The following is a 21,290-nucleotide window of genomic DNA, read 5'->3' as shown; positions in this document are numbered from 1 at the left end:
CACTGACCGGGACGGCTTGCCGAAACACGATACGAACACAGCAACACTGAGGAACACCCCATTGAGTGACCCCCGTTTTGTCCACCTGCGCCTGCACACCGATTATTCCCTGGTGGACGGGGTGGTGCGGGTCAAGGAACTGATCAAGACCTGTGCCAGCCAGGCCATCCCGGCGGTGGCCGTGACGGACGATTCCAACCTGTTCGCCATGATCAAGTTCTACTCCGCAGCCATGAATGCTGGAGTGAAGCCGTTGATGGGGGCGGATCTGTGGGTGGAAAGCGCCCATATCGAAGAGCCTGCAAAGTTGTCTTTCCTGGTACAGAACGAACAGGGCTACCAGAACCTGACGCTGCTGATCAGTCGCGCCTGGCAGACCAACCAGGACCGGGGCAGGGCCCTGGTCAAGCCAGAATGGCTGGAAGAGCTCCATGAGGGGTTAATCGTGCTGTCCGCGGCAAGCCAGGGCGAAGTGGGGCAGCTGTTGCTGGCCGAGAAAAACGACCTGGCACGGCAGCAGGCTCGCTGGCTGCAGTCTGTTTATGGTGATCGGGTGTATCTGGAAGTTCAGCGCACCTCCCGGCCGGGGGATGAGGATTGCCTGCACGCCACCGTGGCGCTGGCGACAGAACTGGCGATGCCAGTGGTGGCGACCAATGACGTACGTTTCATTCGCCGGGGGGATTTCGAGGCCCATGAGGCCCGCGTCTGCATCCACGATGGCAACACCCTGGAGGATCCCCGCCGGCCCAAGAAGTATTCCGAAGAGCAGTATCTGAAATCGGAAGATGAGATGGCGGCGCTGTTTTCCGATCTGCCGGAAGCGCTGGAAAACACCGTCGAAATCGCCCGCCGCTGTACTCTGGATATTCGCCTGGGCGAGAATTTTCTGCCGGACTTCCCGATTCCGGATGGCATGACCATCGAGCAATATTTCGAAAAGCTGTCCCGGGATGGGCTGGAAGATCGCCTTGAGGTATTGCTGGACAGAAATGACCCGGAGTACCCCAGCAAGCGTAAAGACTATGACGACCGGCTCAAGTTCGAGCTGGATATCATCAACCAGATGGGCTTTCCCGGTTACTTCCTGATTGTTGCCGACTTCATTCAATGGGGTAAGGATAACGAGGTGCCGGTAGGGCCGGGGCGGGGGTCCGGTGCTGGCTCGCTGGTGGCCTATGCCCTCAAGATTACCGATCTGGATCCCATTGGCTACGACCTGCTGTTCGAACGTTTCCTTAACCCGGAACGGGTATCCATGCCTGACTTCGATGTGGATTTCTGCATGGAGAAGCGTGACCGGGTAATCAACTACGTGGCCGACAAGTACGGCCGTGATGCGGTGAGCCAGATCATCACCTTCGGCACCATGGCCGCCAAGGCGGTGGTGCGCGATGTGGCGCGGGTCCAGGGCAAGCCCTATGGCCTGGCAGACCGGCTCTCCAAGATGATTCCGCCCACCCCGGGGATGACCCTGGAGAAGGCGTTTGAGCAGGAAGAAACCCTGCGCGAGTTCCTGGAAAGCGACGAGAACTCCGACAAGGATTCCGCCAACGAAATCTGGGAAATGGCGCTGAAACTGGAAGGCCTGACCCGGAACGTGGGCAAGCACGCCGGGGGCGTGGTGATTGCACCGGGCAAGCTGACGGATTTCGCGCCGCTCTATTGCGAGGAAGACGGCACCAATCTGGTGACCCAGTACGACAAGGACGATGTGGAATCCGCCGGGCTGGTGAAGTTCGACTTTCTCGGCCTGAAGACCCTGACCATCATTGACTGGGCGGTGAAGGCAGCCAACGTCAAGCGTCAGCGGGAAGGGCTGGATGATCTCGACATCGACCATATCCCGCTGAATGATTCGCCCAGTTTCGACCTGCTCAAGAAGGGGGATACCACCGCGGTATTCCAGCTGGAAAGTCAGGGCATGAAGGAGCTGATCAAGAAGCTCAAGCCCGATGTCTTTGAAGACATCATCGCCCTGGTGGCCCTGTACCGTCCGGGGCCGCTGGAATCAGGCATGGTAGACAACTTCGTTAACCGCAAACACGGTCGCGAGCCACTGGCCTACCCGGACCCGCAGTACCAGCACGAATGGCTGGAGCCGATTCTCAAGCCGTCCTACGGGGTCATCCTGTATCAGGAGCAGGTGATGCAGATCGCCCAGGAGCTGGCTGGCTACACCCTGGGGGGGCGGACATGCTGCGTCGGGCCATGGGCAAGAAAAAGCCGGAAGAAATGGCCAAGCAACGGGTCATCTTTGAAGAGGGCGCCAAGGGCAAGGGCGTTGATCCGGACCTGGCCATGAAGATCTTCGACCTGGTGGAAAAATTCGCCGGTTACGGTTTCAACAAGTCTCACTCGGCTGCCTATGCGCTGGTGGCCTACCAGACTGCCTGGCTGAAGGCGCATTATCCGGCGGAATTCATGGCCGCCACCATCTCGGCGGATATGCAAAACACGGACAAGGTGGTGACCTTCATCGATGAGTGCAAGACCATGGGCTTGCAGGTGTTGCCACCGGATGTGAACTCCTGCGGTTACCGTTTTACGGTGAACCCGGAAGGCGACATCGTTTATGGTCTGGGCGCCATCAAGGGGCTGGGCGAGGGGCCCATCGAGGCTATCGTGTCCGCCCGCGCCGACGGAGGTGGCTTCAAGGACCTGTTCGATTTCTGCCGTCGTATCGATCTGAAGAAAATCAACCGTCGCTCCCTGGAAGCCATGGTGCGAGCCGGGGTGCTGGACAACCTGGGGCCGCCTTCCTCTGATAAACGATCCAGCTTCCATGACCGCGCCACGATCCTGGCTACCTTGCCGGATGCCATCGCCGCCGCCGACCAGGATGCCCGTAATGAGGCTGCCGGCATCATGGATATGTTTGGTGCCGTGGACGAAAGTCCGGCCACGGCAGTGGAATGGAAACCGGCCCGGTCCTGGAATGACGACACCCGCCTTAACGGCGAGCGTGACACCCTGGGGCTGTTCCTCACCGGCCATCCCATTGATCAGTATGAGAGCGAAGTGCGCCAGTTTGTCTCCGCCCGGCTCAACTCGCTGCTACCCACGGGTAAAGGTGAAGCGGCAACGGTGGCCGGCCTTGTGGTGGCCTTGCGTATCACCCGCAGCAAGCGCAGCGGCGAGCGTATGGCATTCGTGACCCTGGATGACAAGACCGGGCGGGTAGAAGTCTCCGTGTTCGGCAAGACCTTTGCCGAGTACGGAGACCTTGTGCAAAAGGATGCGTTGCTGATCTTCAAAGGCGGTGTCCGCAATGACGATTACACCGGCGGGTTCAACCTGATTGCCGATGAAATCATGGATATGCGCCAGGCCCGGGAAACTTTCGCCCGCCGCCTGCGCGTGGCCGTGCCGGTATCCGAAGAACTGCCCCGACGCCTGCAACAGACGCTGGCCCCATACCAGGGGGGAAGTACCCCGGTGCTGCTGGATCTGGACCACCCCATCGCTGCCGCCAGTTTCTGGATGGGCGAGGCCTGGAAAATCAGCCCCCACGAGTCCCTGGTAGAGGAGCTGCGGGTGCAGTTCGGCGAAGATGCGGTGCGGATGGAGTATTGATAGCGGCTTCTAGCTACGAGCCCTCTAACTACGAGCTAAAAGCTGGTGGCTGATTTCCTTGAAACAGTTTGCAACCTAGCCGTGCGCTTCGCGTCTCGACCTTGTCATCCGGTTACGGCTACACTTGTGCAGGCCAATTCCGGCGGGATCAGGGATGACGATTTCGCCAGCCATGCGCCAGACAGGGCGATTTTTCCCGGCGTTGCCAGCAAAACACCATAAACAGGCTCAGAGATATGAACCCGAACTTCCTCGAATTTGAACAACCCATCGCAGATCTGGAAGCGAAGATCGAGGAATTACGATTGGTAGGCAGTGGTAGTGAGGTCAACATTTCTGAGGAAGTGGCCAAGCTGCAGGAAAAGAGCATTTCGCTTACCGAGAACATTTTCAGCAACCTCAGTGCCTGGCAGATCTCGCAACTGGCCCGTCACCCCAAACGGCCTTACATGCTGGATTACATCAAGCGGATTTTCGCTGATTTTGATGAACTGCACGGGGATCGGGCCTTTGCCGACGACCCGGCCATCGTTGGTGGCATTACCCGCCTGAACGATCAGCCGGTGATGGTGATCGGTCATCAGAAAGGCCGCGAAGTGAAGGAGAAGGTGCGTCGTAATTTCGGTATGCCCAAGCCGGAAGGCTACCGCAAAGCCTTGCGCCTGATGGAAATGGCCGAGCGCTTCCGGATGCCGATTCTCACCTTTATCGATACTCCCGGGGCATTTCCGGGAATTGATGCGGAAGAGCGTGGCCAGTCCGAGGCCATTGCCCGCAACCTGCGTGTCATGTCTCAGCTGAAAGTACCGATCATCGCCACCGTGGTAGGTGAGGGCGGCTCTGGCGGGGCGCTGGCCATCGGTGTCTGTGATCATCTGCAGATGCTGGAATTCTCCACCTATTCGGTGATCTCCCCGGAAGGTTGTGCCTCTATTCTCTGGCGCAGCGCCGACAAGGCCCCGGAAGCGGCGGCGGCCATGGGCCTCACCGCTGGCCGACTCCACGAACTGGGCATCGTCGACCAGGTGATCAAGGAGCCACTGGGTGGCGCTCACCGTGATTATGAACAGGCGGCGGATGCCATCCGCAAGGCGCTGGTCAAGCAACTCGATGAGCTCAAGGCTCTTGAGGTTGAGGCACTGGTGGAGCGTCGCTACGACCGGCTGATGAGCTACGGCAACGTGGTCAGCGCTACCGCCGACGAATAACCGCTTGCCGGCCGTCCTCTAGCCGCCAGTCACGATGCTGTGGGAAGCTAGGCTTGCATGGCGAAGGCGGCAGCGCCTTTTTGCTCAAACCCGGTCCCGGCAAGCGTGATAATCTGATTCCCCATGGCAAACCCACCCCTGATTTCTGATCTGGCACAGCAGGCCCCACCGGGGCCGTTGTTGCTTGCCTTCAGTGGCGGCCTGGATTCCACCGTATTACTGCACCTGCTGGTGGAAGCCGGCCTTGGTCCTCGCCTGCGGGTGGTCCATATCAATCATCAACTACAGCCTGACAGCGGCGACTGGGCGGAACATTGCCAGCAGATCGTCGCCGGTCTGGAATTGCCCTGTGAGGTAATCGCGGTGCAGGTGGAGGCGGGCAAGGGGATTGAAGCTGGCGCCCGCCAGGCGCGCTACCATGCCCTGTTTGCTGATGCCCACCGGGATGGCGCCACCGTCATTACCGCCCACCACCGCGATGATCAGGCCGAGACCCTGCTGCTGCGCTTGCTGCGTGGTGCGGGCGTGCAAGGGCTTGCCGCCATGCGTGGCCTGGATCATCGCCAGGAAGTAGCCGTATGGCGACCCCTGTTGGACCAGCCCAGATCTGTGTTGGAGCGCCATGCCCATGAGCAGGGCCTGCAGTGGCAGGATGATCCCAGCAACCAGGATCAATCCCTGCGCCGTAACTATTTGCGCCACAGCATTTTACCGGCCCTGCGCCAGCGCTGGCGTGGGGCCGACGAAATCCTGGCCCGCACTGCCCAGCACATGGGGGATGCCCGTGAGTTGCTGGACGAAAGGGCGCAGCAGGATGCCGACGCCTGTGGGGTCAGTTCCCAACGGTTTCCACTACCCGGGCTGGCAGCATTAGGCCCGCCCCGGCAACGTAACCTGTTGCGCTGGTGGCTTCATCGTCGCGGTGCCAGTGCGCCCAGCGCGGCCGTGCTGGCTGAGTTACTGGCGCTGCAGGATGCCGCTCAGGACAGTCAGGCCAGGGTGGAGTGGGGGAACTGGGCTGTGCGCTTGTTTCAGGGGGCGCTGTACTTGCTTCCCCGTCACGCTTTGGCGCCCTGGCAGGGCGAGTTGCTCTGGTCGGCGGACTCGCCCCCGCCCACGCTGCCATTCTGGCGATTGGCGACTATGGCCGAGGAGGGCGGGGTAAGCCTGATGCGTCCTCCTGGTGATCTCACTCTGCGTCCCTTCACCGGCGGCGCCCGTCTGTTGCGTAATGGCATGCACCAGCGCATCAAGGAACTGTGGCGAGCGGCCGGCGTGCCCCCCTGGCAGCGTCATCAGTGGCCACTGTTATACCGGGGCGAGACGCTGGTATCGGTGCCGCTGGTGGGGCTGGCGGATGGCGAAGAGGCTGCGAGTTGTGAGGAATGGTTTTTGTTGCCGCACTCTTCCTAGTCACGTGAAGGGATGCTGTTACTGTCGGTGGACCCTGTGGAAAGATAGGAGGCAGTAGGAACGAGAGCATCGTAAGCCTGTATCCTCCACTTGAATACCGATAGAGCCGAATTTTGGCCAATATCCTACGGGTTTGATCTACGCTGACTGATATAGACGGGGATTTTGGCTCTGTACCCTGAGGTCTTGGACCTGCAAGGAGGCAGCCATGACCTCTGCCTTCTTGCTCTGAACTTCCGCCTGACTACCGAAGAGCCCTCATGCAAGACGTGCAACAATTACTGCAACAGACATTCAATCTCCAGACCTTCCGGCCCGGCCAGCAGGCTGTCATCGACGCGCTACTGGCTGGCCGCTCGGCGCTGGCGGTGTTTCCGACTGGCGGCGGCAAGAGCCTGTGTTATCAGTTGCCGGCATTGATGCTGGATGGGTTGACGCTGGTGGTGTCGCCGTTGATTGCACTGATGAAGGATCAGGTGGACCAGCTTAATCGTTTGAATATTCCGGCGGCACGACTGGATTCCAGTGTGGATGCCGGAGAATTGCAGGCCATCTATCAAGGGCTCGACGATGGCAGCATCAAGCTGCTTTATGTAGCGCCGGAGCGTCTCGCCAATGAGCGTTTCCTGGCCCGGTTGAAACGCCTATCTATCAGTATGATGGCAGTGGATGAGGCGCACTGTGTCTCCGAGTGGGGGCATAACTTTCGCCCCGACTATCTGAAACTGGCGCAGCTAGCCCGTGAACTCAAGGTGGGCCGGGTGCTGGCGCTGACCGCCACGGCCACCCCGCAGGTGGCAGACCAGATTTGCGATAGTTTCCACATCGCCGGGGCGGATCATATCCAGACCGGGTTTTTTCGCCCCAATCTGGCCCTGGCGGTGCGTCCTTGCCGCACCGACGAGCGTGATCAGTACCTGCTGGATCAGCTCACCAGCCGGTCTGCCGAGCCCGCCATCGTCTATGTCACCTTGCAGAAGACCGCCGAGACAGTGGCGGCCTTTTTGCAGGCACAGGGATTGAAGGCCCAGGCCTACCACGCCGGGCTCAAAGACGAGCCCCGCCATCAGGTGCAGGAGGCGTTCATGGCGGGGGAGACCGACATCGTGGTGGCCACCATCGCCTTCGGCATGGGGATCGACAAGGCGGACATTCGCGCGATCTACCACTACAACCTGCCCAAATCCCTGGAAAACTATATGCAGGAAATTGGCCGGGCCGGTCGCGACGGGCAACCCTCCCACTGCCACCTGCTGGCCAACCCGGATGATCTGACGGTGCTGGAGAATTTCACCTATGGCGATACCCCGGACAGTGAGTCGCTGGCCGCGCTGATTCACTGGCTGTTGGCACAGCCGGCGCAATTTGACCTTGCCGTTCATGAGTTATCCGGGCAGTTCGATGTGCGACCTCTGGTCATCAATACCTTGCTCACCTACCTGGAACTGGAAGGGGTGATCCGCGCCACGGCGCCGTTCTATACCGAATACAAGGTGGCTTTCCAGGGATTGAGGGAAGAGATTCTTGCCGGCTTCAACCCGGAGCGAGCTGCTTTTCTGGAGCGTCTGTTTGCCACTGGCAAGCAGGGTCGAATCTGGCTGACCCTGCGGCCCATCGACGCCGCCCAGACACTGGGCGATGATCGCTTGCGGATCCTCAATGCCCTGAACTATCTGGAACAGCAGCAGATGATCGAGCTACGGGTGGCCGGCGTGCGTCAGGGGTATCGAATGCTCAACCCGCCAGCGGAAAGCGAGCCCTTGATCGTGCGGATGCAGGAGCAGTTTGCCCTGCGTGAGCAGCGTGATATTCAGCGCCTGCAGCAGGTGTGTTACTGGGCGGGAAGCGCCGACTGTCACCAGCAGGCATTGGTTGGCTATTTCGGCGAGACTCTCGCGCAGCCCTGTGGTCAGTGCAGCGCCTGCCTCGGCGAACAGCCGCAGTTGCCGTCCCGTCGCCATCGTGCACCGGACCCGGCAGTGGTTCACGCCATGCGTGAGGAAAACCACCAGGCTCTGACCACTCCCCGGCAGTTGGCCCGCTTTCTCTGCGGCATCACCAGCCCCAGAGCCAGCCGAGCCCGCCTGGCCCGGCACCCGTCGTTCGGGTCACAGATGGGTGCGCCATTTTCCGAGGTGCTGGCTGCCTGTGAGAGCGACTGACGACGGGAACACAGGGTTCGATTCCGGCGACCTGGCGCAGTGCAGGTAATTCAGCGTTGCCTCGGGGAGTTGCGAGTCACGAAAGGTCAGGCCGGTTTTCCATTTCGAAACTCGCACCCCACAATCCACTGAGCGTTGAAAGCGGCATCCGTAGACAGAATAACGCCTGAGCCACTCAGGGTGGACCTGCGCCATGCATCAGCCCGCGCCACTTTTTACGCTCCCGAGAGCGATTCCGATTGAGGCGAGGGGCGCCTTCTGTTAGCATTTCCTCCCGTCCTGATGTAGCGCAAGCCCCTGAATTTTCAGGTGTTCAACCATCACTTGCGTAGCTGGCCAACCCGATTCAGAAAGCCCCTTGCCCGTGTCATGCGTGCAGGGTGTTTTTTTATTGGTGCCGGTTACACTGGTGAGAGTGCTACCAACCCACTAGCAATCTGGTGAGTGCATGTCACGTTTCATCTTTGTCACCGGCGGTGTGGTGTCGTCTCTGGGTAAGGGGATTACTTCAGCATCCCTGGCCACTTTGTTGGAAGCCCGCGGCCTCAACGTCACCCTGATCAAAATGGACCCATATATTAATGTGGATCCCGGCACCATGAGCCCTTACCAGCACGGTGAGGTGTTCGTGACCGAAGACGGCGCCGAAACCGACCTGGACCTGGGTCACTACGAGCGTTTTATTCGCACTCGCCTGAGCCGTCGCAACAGCTTCACCACTGGCCGTGTCTATCAGGACGTGCTGGACAAGGAGCGCCGCGGTGAGTATCTGGGTGCTACCGTGCAGGTGATCCCCCATATTACCGACGAGATCAAGCTGAAGATCCGAGAAGGGGCAGGGGATGCGGACGTGGCTATCGTGGAAATCGGTGGTACCGCCGGTGACATCGAGTCCCTGCCGTTTCTGGAAGCGGCGCGGCAGATGCGTGTGGAGCTGGGCTCCAGCCAGTCTCTGCTGGTGCACCTGACGCTGGTGCCGTATATCGCCACTGCCGGCGAGATCAAGACCAAGCCGACCCAGCACTCAGTTAAGGAGCTGCGCTCCATCGGCCTGCAGCCGGATATTCTGGTGTGCCGGGCAGATGACCCTATCCCGCAGAGTGCCCGCGACAAGATTGCCCTGTTTACCAATGTGGAAGCGCGGGCGGTCATTTCCTCCCCGGATTGCAAAACCATCTATCAGGTCCCCCGTGGCATGCACGAGCAGGGGCTGGATGACATCGTGGTGGAAAAGTTCGGACTGGATCTGCCGGAGCCGGATCTGGGCGAATGGGATCGTGTTGTAGAAGCCCAACTGAATCCGGAAAGCGAAGTCACCGTGGGCATGGTGGGCAAGTACATCGAGTTGGTCGATGCCTACAAGTCACTCAATGAAGCCTTGATCCACGCTGGCATCAGCAACCGGGCCAAGGTCAATATCCTTTACCTGGATGCGGAAGATATTGAACGCGAAGGCACTGGTGTGCTGGAAAACCTGGATGCCATCCTGGTTCCCGGTGGCTTTGGCGACCGCGGTACGGAAGGCAAGATCGCGGCCATTCGCTATGCCCGCGAAAACAAGGTGCCGTATCTGGGCATCTGCCTGGGTATGCAGCTGGCGGTGATCGAATACGCCCGTCACGTGGCCGGGATCGAAAACGCCCATTCTTCCGAACTGCGTCCGGATACGCCGGATCCGGTGGTGGGGCTGATTACCGAGTGGACCACGGAAGACGGTCGCAAGGAACAGCGCTCCAAGGAATCCGATCTGGGTGGCACCATGCGTTTGGGTGGCCAGGAATGTATTCTGGAGGCGGGCAGCCGTGCCGCCGATTGCTATGGTGGCACCAGTATTGTTGAACGTCACCGTCATCGTTACGAAGTAAACAATAATTACCTGCCGCAACTGGAAGGCGCCGGCCTGAAGATTGTTGGTCGTTCAACCGATGGCGAGTTGGTGGAAGTGATCGAAGTGGCAGACCACCCCTGGTTTGTGGCTTGCCAATTCCACCCGGAGTTTACGTCCACGCCTCGTGATGGGCATGGTCTGTTCAGGGGCTATGTGGCCGCGGCCCTGGCGGAACAGAAAGCACACTAAGGACGCGTTATGCAGAAGACCATCAAGCTAGGCGAGCTGGAGTTTGCCAACGACAAGCCCATGGCTCTTTTCGGCGGAATGAATGTGCTGGAATCCCGTGATCTGGCCATGCAGGTGGCGGAAGCCTATGCGGAAGTGACCAGCAAGCTGGGCATTCCCTGGGTGTTCAAGGCCAGCTTCGATAAGGCCAACCGTTCCTCGCTGAGCTCCTACCGGGGGCCGGGGATGGAAGAGGGCCTGAAGATCTTTGAAGAGATCAAGCAGACCTTCAATTGTCCGGTGATCACCGATGTGCATGAGCCCTATCAGGCGGCACCGGTGGCCGAAGTGGCGGATATCATTCAGCTGCCGGCCTTCCTGGCTCGGCAGACCGATCTGGTGGTGGCCATGGCAAAGACCGGGGCGATCATCAACATCAAGAAGCCCCAGTTCCTGGCTCCCCACGAAATGAGCCATATCCTGCACAAGTGCGAGGATGCCGGTAACGACCAGCTTATTCTCTGCGAGCGTGGCTCCAGCTTCGGGTACAACAACCTGGTGGTGGACATGCTCGGCTTTGGCATCATGAAACAATTCAACTACCCGGTGTTTTTCGACGTGACTCATGCCCTGCAGAAACCAGGGGGTCGTGCGGACAGCGCCGATGGGCGTCGTGCTCAGGTGGCTGAACTCGGTCTTGCCGGCATCAGCCAAGGCATCGCCGGATTGTTCCTGGAAGCCCACCCGGACCCGGACAATGCCAAATGCGATGGCCCCTGCGCCCTGCGTCTGGACCGTCTGGAGCCATTCCTGACACGGATGCAAACCCTGGATAATACCGTCAAGGCACTGCCTGCCTTTGAAAACAACTGATTGAAGAGAGATTGACTGTCATGTCCAAGATCGTTGACATCAAAGCCCGCGAAATTCTCGACTCCCGTGGCAATCCCACCATCGAAGCTGATGTGATTCTGGAATCCGGCGCCTCCGGCAGTGCCTGTGCCCCCAGTGGCGCCTCTACCGGTTCCCGCGAAGCGCTGGAGCTGCGTGATGGCGACAAGGCCCGTTACCTGGGCAAGGGCGTCACCAAGGCCGTTGGCAATGTGAACTCCGCCATCCGGGAACTGCTGGTAGGAATGGAAGCCGGCGACCAGAAGGCCCTGGACAAGGCCATGATCGATGCCGATGGCACCGAGAACAAAGCCAAGTTCGGCGCCAACGCCATTCTCGCCGTGTCTCTGGCTGCAGCCAAAGCCGCTGCAGTGGATCAGGGCAAGCCCCTGTACGAGTACATTTCCGACCTGCAGGACGATGACAACGAATACTCCCTGCCGGTACCGATGATGAACATCATCAACGGTGGTGAGCACGCGGATAACAACGTGGACATCCAGGAGTTCATGATTCAGCCGGTGGGCGCTCCCACCGTGGCCGAAGCAATCCGTTACGGCGCCGAGATTTTCCACGCCCTGAAAAGCGTGCTGAAAAAGCGTGGTCTGAACACCGCAGTGGGTGACGAAGGCGGTTTCGCCCCGGACCTGCCCAGCAACGAGGCGGCCCTGGAAGCAATCATGGAAGCCATCGAGATTGCTGGCTACAAGGCCGGTGATGACGTGACCCTGGCCCTGGACTGCGCCGCCAGCGAATTCTACAAGGACGGTAAATACGTGCTGGCCGGTGAAGGGCGTAGCATGGATTCTGAAGAATTCGCCAGCTACCTGGCCGAGCTGTGCGACCGTTACCCGATCATCTCCATTGAAGATGGCATGGATGAATCCGACTGGGATGGCTGGAAAATCCTCACCGAGAAGCTGGGTAAAAAGATTCAGCTGGTAGGTGACGATCTGTTCGTGACCAACACCAAAATCCTCAAGCGTGGTATTGATGAGGGTGTGGCCAACTCCATCCTGATCAAGTTCAACCAGATCGGTTCTCTCAGCGAAACCCTGGATGCCATCAAGATGGCCAAGGATGCCGGTTACACTGCAGTCATTTCTCACCGTAGCGGTGAAACTGCCGACAGCACCATCGCCGACCTGGCAGTGGCTACCGCTGCCGGGCAGATCAAAACCGGTTCTCTGTGCCGCTCCGACCGGGTGGCCAAGTACAACCGCCTGATCCGCATTGAGCAGGAACTGGGGCGCGCTGCCTACCACGGTCGCAAAGAGTTCAAGTTCCTCGGTTAAATGATGCCGGATACCAGAACCAGCAAGGCAGGGAAGGAATCTGGCAAGCGGGAGGCCATGCAGCTGTCTCCCGCCAGGCAGATTGTGATTGCCCTGTTGGCTCTGGTATTTGTCGGCCTGCAGGCCCGGCTGTGGTTTGGTGAGGGCAGTCTGAGGCATGTGGCGACGCTGGAAAAAGAGGTAGCCACACTCAAGCAGAGCAATGCCAAACTGAACGAACGCAACCGGCTGATGGCCGCCGACGTGAAGGATCTCAAGCAGGGCACCGAAGCGGTGGAAGAGATTGCTCGCAAGGATCTGGGCATGATCCGCGACGGTGAAAGTTTTTTCCTGATTCTCGAACAACCCCGGGGCGGTGAGTGAATCCTGTCATTAACGGCCCTCTCTATGCGGTGGTACCGGCTGCCGGTATCGGTGAGCGCATGGGGGCGGGTTTTCCCAAGCAGTACCTGTCACTGGCCGGCAAGACCCTGGCCGAGCATACCCTCAATCGTTTGTTATCATTTGCCCCCATCGACCGTGTGTTGGTTGCCGTATCCGTGCAGGATCCCTGGTGGCCGACGCTGGGTGTCTCCACGCATTCGCGTATTGCCACTGTTAGCGGCGGAGCCGCCCGCGCCGAATCCGTGCGCAACGGCGTCACCAGGGCGCTGGAGTTGGGTGGAGAAAACGCCTGGGTACTGGTTCATGATATGGCCCGGCCTCTGGTACGGCTGTCAGATATTCAGAACCTGCTCGACCAGACCGACAGTCAGGGTGCGATATTGGCGTTGCCGGTGGTGGATACCATCAAGCAAGCCGATGATGGCAACCATATTGCCGCCACTCTGGATCGCGACTGCATCTGGCGGGCGCTGACGCCGCAGTTGTTCCCTGCTCGTGCGTTGCACGATGCCCTGCAAGGTGATCTGGCCGGTATTACCGATGAAGCGTCTGCCATGGAAAGAGTGGGACGCCGTCCGGCGCTGGTGGCGGGTCATAGCGACAATATCAAGGTTACCGTCCCGGAAGATCTGGCACTGGCCCGTTTCTATCTGGCCTGCCAGCTGGGCGACGAGGAGAACATGCTGTGAGTATTCGTATCGGCCAGGGCTTCGATGTGCACGCGTTCACGGAAGGGGATCACGTGATGCTGGGCGGTGTGGCAATTCCTCACAGCCATGGACTCAAGGCACACTCGGATGGTGATGTGGCCCTGCATGCCCTGTCTGATGCCTTGCTGGGTGCCCTGGCCTTGGGGGATATCGGTCACTATTTTCCGGACACCGATCCGCAGTGGCAGGACGCGGATTCCGGCACCTTGTTGGCGGCGATCTACCGGGACGTGACAGCGGCCGGCTGGCAATTGGGCAATGCAGATATCACCGTCATCTGCCAGGCCCCCAAACTGGCTCCCCATATCAGAGCCATGCGCCAGCGCATTGCCGATCTGCTCGATTGTGAGGTGGGGCAGGTTTCCGTCAAGGCGACTACCACCGAAAAACTCGGTTTCACCGGCCGCAAGGAAGGTATTGCGGTGCAGGCCGTGGTACTGGTGGAGTCTCGATGAGTCTACCCTGCGCCCATGGCGGGCCGGCATCCACTGGGGTGCTGAAAGCCTCTCCGGCAGATTTTCAGGTATTCGAGCACATGCATGTGCGCCCGGAAGGTGAGGGCGAACACCTGTGGCTGGAAATCGAGAAGACCGGCTGGAATACTGAGGATGTGGCGCTGTTACTGGCCAAACAGGCGGGTGTTCATCGCCTGGCGGTGGGCTACAGCGGGCTCAAGGACAAGCACGCCATTACCCGTCAGTGGTTCAGCCTGCATCTGCCCGGCAAGGCGGACCCGGAGTTTGACTGGCCGCCGGGGTTGAGGGGCCTTCAAGGGCTTCGCCATCGCCGCAAACTGAACCGGGGTACCCATCGCGCCAACGGTTTTGTGCTTCGTGTTACCGATTTCCAGGGAGATCGCCAGCAGCTGGAACAGCAACTTGCCACCATTGAGCGCCAGGGGGTGCCCAACTATTTTGGTGAGCAGCGCTTTGGTCGCGGTGCCGGCAACCTGGTGCGGGGAACCGAGTGGTTGTGTGGTGGCGAAGCGCCGCGCAAGAAAGCGCTGCGCGGTCTGTGGCTGTCAGCGGTGCGCAGCAACTTGTTCAACCAGGTCCTTGCCGAGCGTGTTAACCGGCAATGCTGGGACCGGGTACTGGCCGGTGATCTGCTACAGCCGCAAGGTAGCCGCGGCCTGTTCCTTGCGGACGACGACACAGAGGCCGGCGAAAGAGTGATTGCCGGTGAGGTTCATCCCACCGCCCCTTTGCCGGGGGTGCCGGGCATGGCATCATCTGGCCCTTGCCGGGAACTGGAACAGCGGATACTCGCACCGTATGCCACCGTGATCGATGGCCTGTGCCGCATCGGCGTTGAGGAAGCCCGCCGGGCAACAAGGTTGCCGGTACGGGAATTGCAATGGTCCTGGCAAGCAGAAAGGGAAGGGGAAGTGTGCCTGGAGCTGGCGTTTACGCTGCCCACAGGCGCTTTTGCCACGACAGTCATGGCGGAAATTATAAAACCTGAGTCCGAGACTTCAGGGTAACCCTGAGTGATCCGCCGAGAGGCACATCCAGAGGCAAAAGAAGTACAGATGGATATCCAACTTAGCGGCATCGGCATGACCTCTGCACGGACCCGGGATCGTCTGGTGCAACGGCTGCGTGATGCCGGCATCAGTGACGAGCGTGTGCTTGATGCCATCCGCAATACCCCGCGTCACCTGTTTATCGAAGAAGCCCTGGCCCACCAGGCCTACGACGATACGGCGCTGCCCATCGGCCACGGTCAGACCATTTCCCAGCCCTGGGTGGTGGCACGCATGACCGAATTGTTGATCGCCAACGGCAGACCCACCAAGGTGCTCGAGATCGGCACGGGCTGTGGCTATCAAACGGCGGTGCTGGCCCAGTTCTGTGACGCCCTCTATTCTGTGGAACGCATCCGCCCATTGCAGGATCAGGCGCGCAAGCGTTTGATGAAGCTGGGCCTGGCTCGGGTACAGCTCAAGCACGCGGATGGTGGCTTCGGTTGGAAAAGCGAAGCCCCCTTTGATGCGATCCTGGCCGCCTGTGCCCGTGCGGACATTCCTGATGATCTGTTGTCACAACTGGCAGACGGAGGCCGTCTGGTGATGCCGGTGGGCGGTGATCGCCAACAGATCCTCACTGTGGTTGACCGTGATGGCGACCAGTTCCATGTGCAATCACTGGATGCGGTCCGCTTCGTGCCATTCCAGCGTGGGGTGATGCGGTAAGCAGCTACGAGCTACTAGCTGCGAGTGAAACAAACACTTTGCTCTTGAGGTTGCGCTTCGTTTGGGGCGGGCCCCATCCTGAAAGCTAGAAGCTAGAAGCTAGAAGCTAGAAGCTAGAAGCTAGAAGCTCTTTTCAAGGACTAACATGATTCGACCCGGTATTTTCTTTCGCGGCATGGCCATGGGCGCGGCCGATGTGGTGCCCGGTGTGTCCGGTGGCACCCTGGCGTTGATCACCGGTATTTATGAAGAGTTGATTGATACTCTTGGCGGGCTGACGCCGCGTTTGCTGAAGGTATGGCACCAGCAAGGCTTTGTGGCGTTCTGGCGTCAGGCCAATCTTACGTTTCTGGTGACCCTGCTGGCGGGCATCTTTACCAGTATTGCTGTGCTGGCGCGTTTGATTACCTGGCTGCTGGAGACGCATCCAGTGCCGGTTTGGGCCTTCTTCAGTGGCCTGATTCTGGCCAGCATTTTTCTGGTCTTGAAACCACTGCAACAACGGGGGGCGGTTCAGATTGCTGCCTTTGTGGCCGGTACCGGTGTGGCTGTGGCTATCGGGCTGGCGCCGGCGCTGTCGGCGGTGGGCAGTGGCGCAACGGTGTTCTTCTTCAGCGGCATGCTCGCCATCTGCGCCATGATCCTGCCTGGCATTTCCGGCAGTTTTATCCTTCTTTTACTGGGAATGTACCAACCGGTGCTGGAGGCAGTGAAGCAAGGTGAGATACCGTTGTTACTGGCCTTTATGGCCGGCTGCGCTATCGGCTTGCTGAGTTTTGTGCATGTGCTCAAATGGACTCTGCACCGTTACCACGACACCGTCATGGCCTTGCTGGCGGGTTTCATGGCCGGGTCGTTGCTGAAGCTTTGGCCCTGGCGGGTATCGGGTGAACAAGGTCTGGCAGATCGTTGGTTGTCACCGGCGCAATATGCCAGTGAAACCGGCGACGGTTCGCAATTAGCATTGGCTCTGCTGGCCGGGCTGGTCGCGGCTACGCTGGTGTGGCTACTGTATCGGCTGGCGCCAGTGCATAATGTTGCGCAGGATTCGTAAATATTGAATTTCCGGTACCGTAATCCGGTGCCATTTCGAGGGAGTGGTTAATGGCGTGCCAACACCCGACAGGTAGCGACTCATTCTAATGCGTGCCCTGGCGACGGCATTGATCTTCGTGATGGTAGGCGGCTGCAGTGCGGGAAATTTTGCACCGGTCGTTGATATCTACGGTCAAGAGCCACGAACCAGCAAGGTCACCGCTGGCACCCATGAAGTGCGCGGGGGAGAAACCCTATACTCCATCGCCTGGCGCTATGGTTGGGACTATCGGGAGCTGGCCAGGGCCAACAGGATTCCGGCGCCTTATACCATCTATCCGGGGCAGCGTATTTCCCTGGCGCTGAAAGCACCCTCCAGCGGTACTTCATCGGCCTCCTCAAGTACCAGTAAACCGGCACCAAAAGCCCAGGACAAACCCTCCAGCAAACCGGCACCCGCCAAGCAGCAAAAAACACCTGCGCCCAAACCCTCTGCGACTGCGTCTGCAGGTTCCACAGTGGGCCCGGTGAGCTGGCGCTGGCCGGCTGGGGGACAGGTGGTAGAAACCTTTTCCATTGACAATCATGGCCGCAAAGGCATCGCCATTTCCGGTAAAACCAACAGCCCGGTAGTGGCTGCGGCGGATGGCCGTGTGGTGTATCGTGGCAGTGGCCTGACCGGTTACGGCAATCTGTTGATTCTCAAACATAGTGACCGCTGGCTGAGTGCCTATGCCCACAACGACAGAATGCTGGTCAAGGAAGGGGATGCGGTAAAGGCCGGCCAACAGATCGCCGCGATGGGAGCCACGGGGACTTTCCGTACCCAGTTGCACTTTGAAATTCGCAAGGATGGTAAACCGGTGGATCCGCTCACCTATTTGCCGAAGAAATAACCCCTCTGCTCACCAACGGAACCATCCATGACCAGTGAAACCCGCCGGGAACACCGCCTTTTGATGATCGCCGCATTGGCGTCAATCTTTACGGCATTGCTGTTGATCGCAGCCAAGACGGTGGCCTGGCTGATGACCGGCTCGGTGAGCCTGTTGGCGTCACTGGTGGATTCGGTGATGGATTCGCTGGCCTCGCTGATCAATTTCTTTGCCATTCGTTATTCCCTGGTGCCTGCCGATGAAGAGCATCGCTTTGGTCATGGCAAGGCGGAAGCGCTGGCGGGGCTGGGGCAGGCAATCTTCATTGCCGGCTCGTCGATATTCCTGATCCAGCAGTCTGTTTTCAAACTGATGGATCCGCAGCCGATTGAGCAGAATGCGGTGGGGGTAGCGGTGATGGTGTTTTCCATTGCGTTGACCTTCGGGCTGTTGTTGATCCAGAAATTCGTGGTCAGAGAGACCGGATCAACCGCCATCGAGGCCGATTCACTTCACTACCTGTCAGACCTGTCAGTGAACGCGGGGATCATCCTGGTGCTGGTGGTCAGTCAGTATGGTTTTCTGTGGCTGGATGGCGCCATGGGGCTGGTGATTGCCCTGTTTATTCTTTACAGCGCCTGGTCGATTGCCGGTGAGTCCATCCAGTTGCTGCTGGACCGGGAGATTCCCGGTGATGTACGTGATGTAATCGGGGCCATTGTGGCGGAGCATTCCCTTGCACTGGGGTTTCATGACCTGCGTACCCGCCAGTCTGGCCGCACCCAGTTTATCCAGTTACATGTGGATATGGATCAGAACCTGTCGCTGCGTGAAGCCCATGACCTGGCTGAACGTATCGAGCAGGGGATTCGCCAGGCCTATCCGGCGGCGGATGTGATTATCCACCAGGATCCGGTGGCGGTAGGCCCCAGCGTGCCGGTGGCCGGCCCCGGTAACGGCGATTTCTGATAGCCTTTCGCTGGCCGCCTGTTCTGTGCGGTCAAGCTCCCCTGTTAGAGTAAACACATTGTATTCATGTGGTCTTTTGAGTAGCTTCAAGGCTGTGTTTTTGCGTTGAGGACAGACCATGAAAAGCCAGCTTCAGGCGCGGCGGGTTTCCGCTATCTGGCAACAGGGCATGGCCCGCCGGCGGTTTCTGAAATGGGGCCTGCTGGGCTCCGCAGGCGTGGCGGCTGTGGCCGCCGGGGGCTTTGCCCTGCTGCGCCGTTCTCCACTGGACAAGCAGGAAGCTCCGGCCTGGGTACGAGGCCTGTCCGAGGCGGAGTACCATCTCTTCAACCGGGCACGGCAAGTGTTGTTGCCCGTTGACGGCACCGCTCTGCTGCCAAGCGGGCAGGTGCCAGTGGTGCAGAATGTGCAAACCCTGCTGGGGCATTTGCACCCGCTGACGCGAAAGGAGGTGGCGGCCGGACTGGGTCTGTTCGATAACGCTGCGGTGCTCACTCGAGGCAGCCGGTTTGTCGATTTGAATGATGACGATGCCCGGGCCTATTTCGATAGTTGGGGCCAGGGCAATGTGATCCAGCGGACCCTGGCCACGGTTATCAAGCAGCTCGTCTATAGTGCCTACTGGCAGGATTCCGCCACCTGGCCACCCACGGAGTTCGATGGACCGGTGAGTGACAAGTGGGGGCTGGAATACCTGGGTAATGCACCGCTGCCTGACAGTGTTGCTGATGGGGAGGCGCGGGCATGAGCGAAGTGAAATGGCAGGCTTCCGGCTTGCGAGTCCACCAGGCCAGTGATGTTACCCGTGACCATTTGCAGCTGGAAGCCGATGTGGTGATCGTCGGGTCTGGCGCTGGTGGGGCAGTCAGCGCCTATGAGTTGGCCAAACGGGGAATGAAAGTGCTGGTGCTGGAGGCAGGTCCTTATGTGCCCTCCAAGGACTTCACCGAGAATTTCACCGACAGCCTGGACACCCTCTATCAGGATCATGGCAGTCAGAGTAACAGCGACGGCGATTTGCTGGTGCTTCAAGGGGCCTGTGTGGGAGGCTCCACGGTAGTCAACGGCTGTGTCTGTTTCCGAACCCCGGACTTTATTCTGCAGGACTGGCAGCGGGATTTCGGTCTGAGTGAACTCACCGTTGACGAACTGGCGCCGTATTTCGACGAAGTGGAAAAGAACCTGGCCGTTCACGATAACGGTGAGCATGAAATTCCCCGGCATGGTCGTCTGATTCGCGCTGGTGCCAATCGACTGGGCTGGTCGGTGAAACCGCTTAAGCGCAATATTCGCCAGTGTGGCCTCACCGGACATTGCCTGTCTGGCTGCAAGACCGAGCGCAAACAATCCATGCTGGTGACCTATCTGCCCTGGGCGGCAGCTCATGGGGCGCAGATATATGCGGATACACGGGTGGAAAAAATTGTTACCCGCGAGGGTAAGGCATGTGGTGTGGAGGCAATCATTACCCGCCATGACGGCACCGTGGCAGCAACCCTGTCGGTGTCTGCGCCCCGTGTCATTCTGGCGGCCGGGGCAGTGCAGACCCCCTTGTTGCTACTCAAGAGCGGCTTGGCAAACCGGTCAGGGCAGGTGGGCAAGAATTTTGCCTGCCACCCCTCCCTGTATGTACCAGCCCGATACCCGGAACCTGTGTACCCCTGGCGGGGTGCCATGCTGGGGGTCTATGTGGATGAGTTTATGCATCCGGACAAGGGTGGGTTTGTGCTGGAAGATGGCGGAGCTGGCCTGGTAGAGCTAACCATGGCCGCAGAACCCGGCACCGGAAAACCGTTCATGGATTACATGGCCAATGCCAAATATCTGGCCGGGTTGGTGACGCTGATCCACGATCACAATGTGGGCAGCATCGAATGGGATGGCGAGCGTAAAAAGATCAACTACAAGCTCAGTGATACCGACTTTCCCTCCATGCAACGGGCATTGAAAGCTGCCGCCAGGTTGCATCTCGCTGCTGGTGCCAGCGAAGTCTATGTGCCTGCCAGCGATCAACGGATTATCCGCAACGAGGCCGATATTGACAGCCAGGTGGACAGCCTGGAAAACCAGCCCCAGCATCTGCGCATGGTCAGTTACCATCCACAGGGTACGTGCCGTATGGGGGCGGACCCGGACCACAGTGTGGTCGCCGCCAATGGCCAAAGCCATGATGTACCCGGCCTCTATGTGGCTGATGCCAGCCTGTTACCCACCTCGATCATCGTTAACCCTCAGATTACCGTTTACGCCCTGGCCACTCGAATTGCCCGACATATGGGCTGATTCGGTGCCTTCAACAGCCTGCCTGGGGGTGGCTGACAGGATGTCGGTTGCTCCCGGTCACCAGGGAGCCTCTGAATAACTCCTTGCATGCTCAGTCTTTCAGGCTGGCTCGCAATCTAGGCGCGATTTTGAAGGTGTATGTCCATCCATCGAAAAAGCGCAACAACGAGTGCGAGTCAGCCTGGAAGACCCGGAGGGCGAGGTCTGAAGGGCCCATCTGCTGCGCTTTGCCGCTAGGA

16 protein-coding genes and 1 pseudogene are annotated in these 21,290 nt (G+C 59.3%); all 17 read left to right on the top strand.

Annotation, left to right across the window (positions count from 1 at the left end; all coding sequences use genetic code 11):
* Positions 1-61 precede the first annotated feature (61 nt).
* The 17 genes and pseudogenes from dnaE (at position 62) to ACMG4M_RS10050 (ending at position 21,051) form a co-directional block, all read left to right on the top strand.
* A pseudogene (gene dnaE / locus ACMG4M_RS10130) lies at positions 62-3,576 on the top strand (DNA polymerase III subunit alpha).
* A 236-nt stretch (positions 3,577-3,812) separates the two neighbouring features.
* Positions 3,813-4,784, top strand: coding sequence for an acetyl-CoA carboxylase carboxyltransferase subunit alpha (locus ACMG4M_RS10125; protein ID WP_035244639.1), 972 nt, complete (start codon positions 3,813-3,815; stop codon positions 4,782-4,784).
* A gap of 123 nt (positions 4,785-4,907) precedes the next feature.
* Positions 4,908-6,197, top strand: a complete 1,290-nt coding sequence (gene tilS, locus ACMG4M_RS10120; protein WP_414429913.1) for a tRNA lysidine(34) synthetase TilS — start codon at positions 4,908-4,910, stop codon at positions 6,195-6,197.
* Positions 6,198-6,457: 260 nt separating this feature from the next.
* Positions 6,458-8,359: an ATP-dependent DNA helicase RecQ gene (locus ACMG4M_RS10115; protein WP_414429912.1), complete on the top strand. Its 1,902-nt coding sequence runs from the start codon at positions 6,458-6,460 to the stop codon at positions 8,357-8,359.
* 448 nt (positions 8,360-8,807) lie between these two features.
* Positions 8,808-10,436 carry a CTP synthase gene (locus ACMG4M_RS10110; RefSeq protein WP_035244637.1) on the top strand — a complete coding sequence of 543 codons (1,629 nt, stop codon included), beginning with the start codon at positions 8,808-8,810 and terminating at the stop codon, positions 10,434-10,436.
* 9 nt (positions 10,437-10,445) lie between these two features.
* Positions 10,446-11,288 (top strand): 3-deoxy-8-phosphooctulonate synthase, encoded by an 843-nt coding sequence (kdsA, locus tag ACMG4M_RS10105; RefSeq protein ID WP_035244635.1) that lies wholly within the window; start codon positions 10,446-10,448, stop codon positions 11,286-11,288.
* A 20-nt stretch (positions 11,289-11,308) separates the two neighbouring features.
* On the top strand, positions 11,309-12,601 hold the full coding sequence (gene eno, locus ACMG4M_RS10100) for a phosphopyruvate hydratase (RefSeq protein WP_035244633.1): 1,293 nt from the start codon (positions 11,309-11,311) through the stop codon (positions 12,599-12,601).
* Positions 12,602-12,964, top strand: a complete 363-nt coding sequence (locus ACMG4M_RS10095; RefSeq protein WP_335625844.1) for an FtsB family cell division protein — start codon at positions 12,602-12,604, stop codon at positions 12,962-12,964. It begins immediately after the preceding gene.
* A complete protein-coding gene (gene ispD, locus ACMG4M_RS10090) occupies positions 12,961-13,674 on the top strand; it encodes a 2-C-methyl-D-erythritol 4-phosphate cytidylyltransferase (RefSeq protein WP_156964804.1) in 714 nt (237 codons plus the stop codon). The genes ACMG4M_RS10095 and ispD overlap by 4 nt, the downstream gene beginning before the upstream one ends.
* Positions 13,675-13,676: 2 nt before the next feature.
* A complete protein-coding gene (gene ispF / locus ACMG4M_RS10085) occupies positions 13,677-14,150 on the top strand; it encodes a 2-C-methyl-D-erythritol 2,4-cyclodiphosphate synthase (RefSeq protein WP_414431130.1) in 474 nt (157 codons plus the stop codon).
* Positions 14,147-15,178 carry a tRNA pseudouridine(13) synthase TruD gene (gene truD, locus ACMG4M_RS10080; protein WP_349380290.1) on the top strand — a complete coding sequence of 344 codons (1,032 nt, stop codon included), beginning with the start codon at positions 14,147-14,149 and terminating at the stop codon, positions 15,176-15,178. Before ispF ends, truD begins: the two co-directional genes overlap by 4 nt.
* A 48-nt stretch (positions 15,179-15,226) precedes the next feature.
* Positions 15,227-15,889, top strand: a complete 663-nt coding sequence (locus tag ACMG4M_RS10075; protein ID WP_297763315.1) for a protein-L-isoaspartate(D-aspartate) O-methyltransferase — start codon at positions 15,227-15,229, stop codon at positions 15,887-15,889.
* Between the two features lie 145 nt (positions 15,890-16,034).
* Positions 16,035-16,943: a DUF368 domain-containing protein gene (locus tag ACMG4M_RS10070; protein ID WP_035244627.1), complete on the top strand. Its 909-nt coding sequence runs from the start codon at positions 16,035-16,037 to the stop codon at positions 16,941-16,943.
* An 88-nt stretch (positions 16,944-17,031) separates the two neighbouring features.
* Complete coding sequence (locus ACMG4M_RS10065) at positions 17,032-17,820, top strand: peptidoglycan DD-metalloendopeptidase family protein (protein ID WP_414429911.1); 789 nt, start codon at positions 17,032-17,034, stop codon at positions 17,818-17,820.
* A 27-nt stretch (positions 17,821-17,847) separates the two neighbouring features.
* The gene (locus tag ACMG4M_RS10060) at positions 17,848-18,768 is read left to right on the top strand and encodes a cation diffusion facilitator family transporter (protein ID WP_349380293.1); all 921 of its coding nucleotides are present in this window, start codon (positions 17,848-17,850) and stop codon (positions 18,766-18,768) included.
* 118 nt (positions 18,769-18,886) lie between these two features.
* Positions 18,887-19,516, top strand: a complete 630-nt coding sequence (locus ACMG4M_RS10055; protein WP_414429910.1) for a hypothetical protein — start codon at positions 18,887-18,889, stop codon at positions 19,514-19,516.
* Positions 19,513-21,051, top strand: coding sequence for a GMC family oxidoreductase (locus ACMG4M_RS10050; protein ID WP_035244620.1), 1,539 nt, complete (start codon positions 19,513-19,515; stop codon positions 21,049-21,051). Before ACMG4M_RS10055 ends, ACMG4M_RS10050 begins: the two co-directional genes overlap by 4 nt.
* Positions 21,052-21,290: the final 239 nt, after the last annotated feature.

This window comes from Alcanivorax sp. IL3, from assembly GCF_047495465.1.
GTDB classification, from domain to species: Bacteria; Pseudomonadota; Gammaproteobacteria; order Pseudomonadales; family Alcanivoracaceae; genus Alcanivorax; species Alcanivorax jadensis.
This window is presented reverse-complemented; position numbering and strand designations above follow the sequence as displayed.

Excerpts from the sequence above, each read along its gene's own strand:
- ACMG4M_RS10125 (WP_035244639.1), top strand. The coding sequence starts at position 3,813 with ATGAACCCGAACTTCCTCGAATTTGAACAACCCATCGCAGATCTGGAA.
- tilS (WP_414429913.1), top strand. The coding sequence starts at position 4,908 with ATGGCAAACCCACCCCTGATTTCTGATCTGGCACAGCAGGCCCCACCG.
- ACMG4M_RS10115 (WP_414429912.1), top strand. The coding sequence starts at position 6,458 with ATGCAAGACGTGCAACAATTACTGCAACAGACATTCAATCTCCAGACC.
- ACMG4M_RS10110 (WP_035244637.1), top strand. The coding sequence starts at position 8,808 with ATGTCACGTTTCATCTTTGTCACCGGCGGTGTGGTGTCGTCTCTGGGT.
- kdsA (WP_035244635.1), top strand. The coding sequence starts at position 10,446 with ATGCAGAAGACCATCAAGCTAGGCGAGCTGGAGTTTGCCAACGACAAG.
- eno (WP_035244633.1), top strand. The coding sequence starts at position 11,309 with ATGTCCAAGATCGTTGACATCAAAGCCCGCGAAATTCTCGACTCCCGT.
- ACMG4M_RS10095 (WP_335625844.1), top strand. The coding sequence starts at position 12,602 with ATGATGCCGGATACCAGAACCAGCAAGGCAGGGAAGGAATCTGGCAAG.
- truD (WP_349380290.1), top strand. The coding sequence starts at position 14,147 with ATGAGTCTACCCTGCGCCCATGGCGGGCCGGCATCCACTGGGGTGCTG.
- ACMG4M_RS10075 (WP_297763315.1), top strand. The coding sequence starts at position 15,227 with ATGGATATCCAACTTAGCGGCATCGGCATGACCTCTGCACGGACCCGG.
- ACMG4M_RS10070 (WP_035244627.1), top strand. The coding sequence starts at position 16,035 with ATGATTCGACCCGGTATTTTCTTTCGCGGCATGGCCATGGGCGCGGCC.
- ACMG4M_RS10065 (WP_414429911.1), top strand. The coding sequence starts at position 17,032 with ATGCGTGCCCTGGCGACGGCATTGATCTTCGTGATGGTAGGCGGCTGC.
- ACMG4M_RS10060 (WP_349380293.1), top strand. The coding sequence starts at position 17,848 with ATGACCAGTGAAACCCGCCGGGAACACCGCCTTTTGATGATCGCCGCA.
- ACMG4M_RS10055 (WP_414429910.1), top strand. The coding sequence starts at position 18,887 with ATGAAAAGCCAGCTTCAGGCGCGGCGGGTTTCCGCTATCTGGCAACAG.
- ACMG4M_RS10050 (WP_035244620.1), top strand. The coding sequence starts at position 19,513 with ATGAGCGAAGTGAAATGGCAGGCTTCCGGCTTGCGAGTCCACCAGGCC.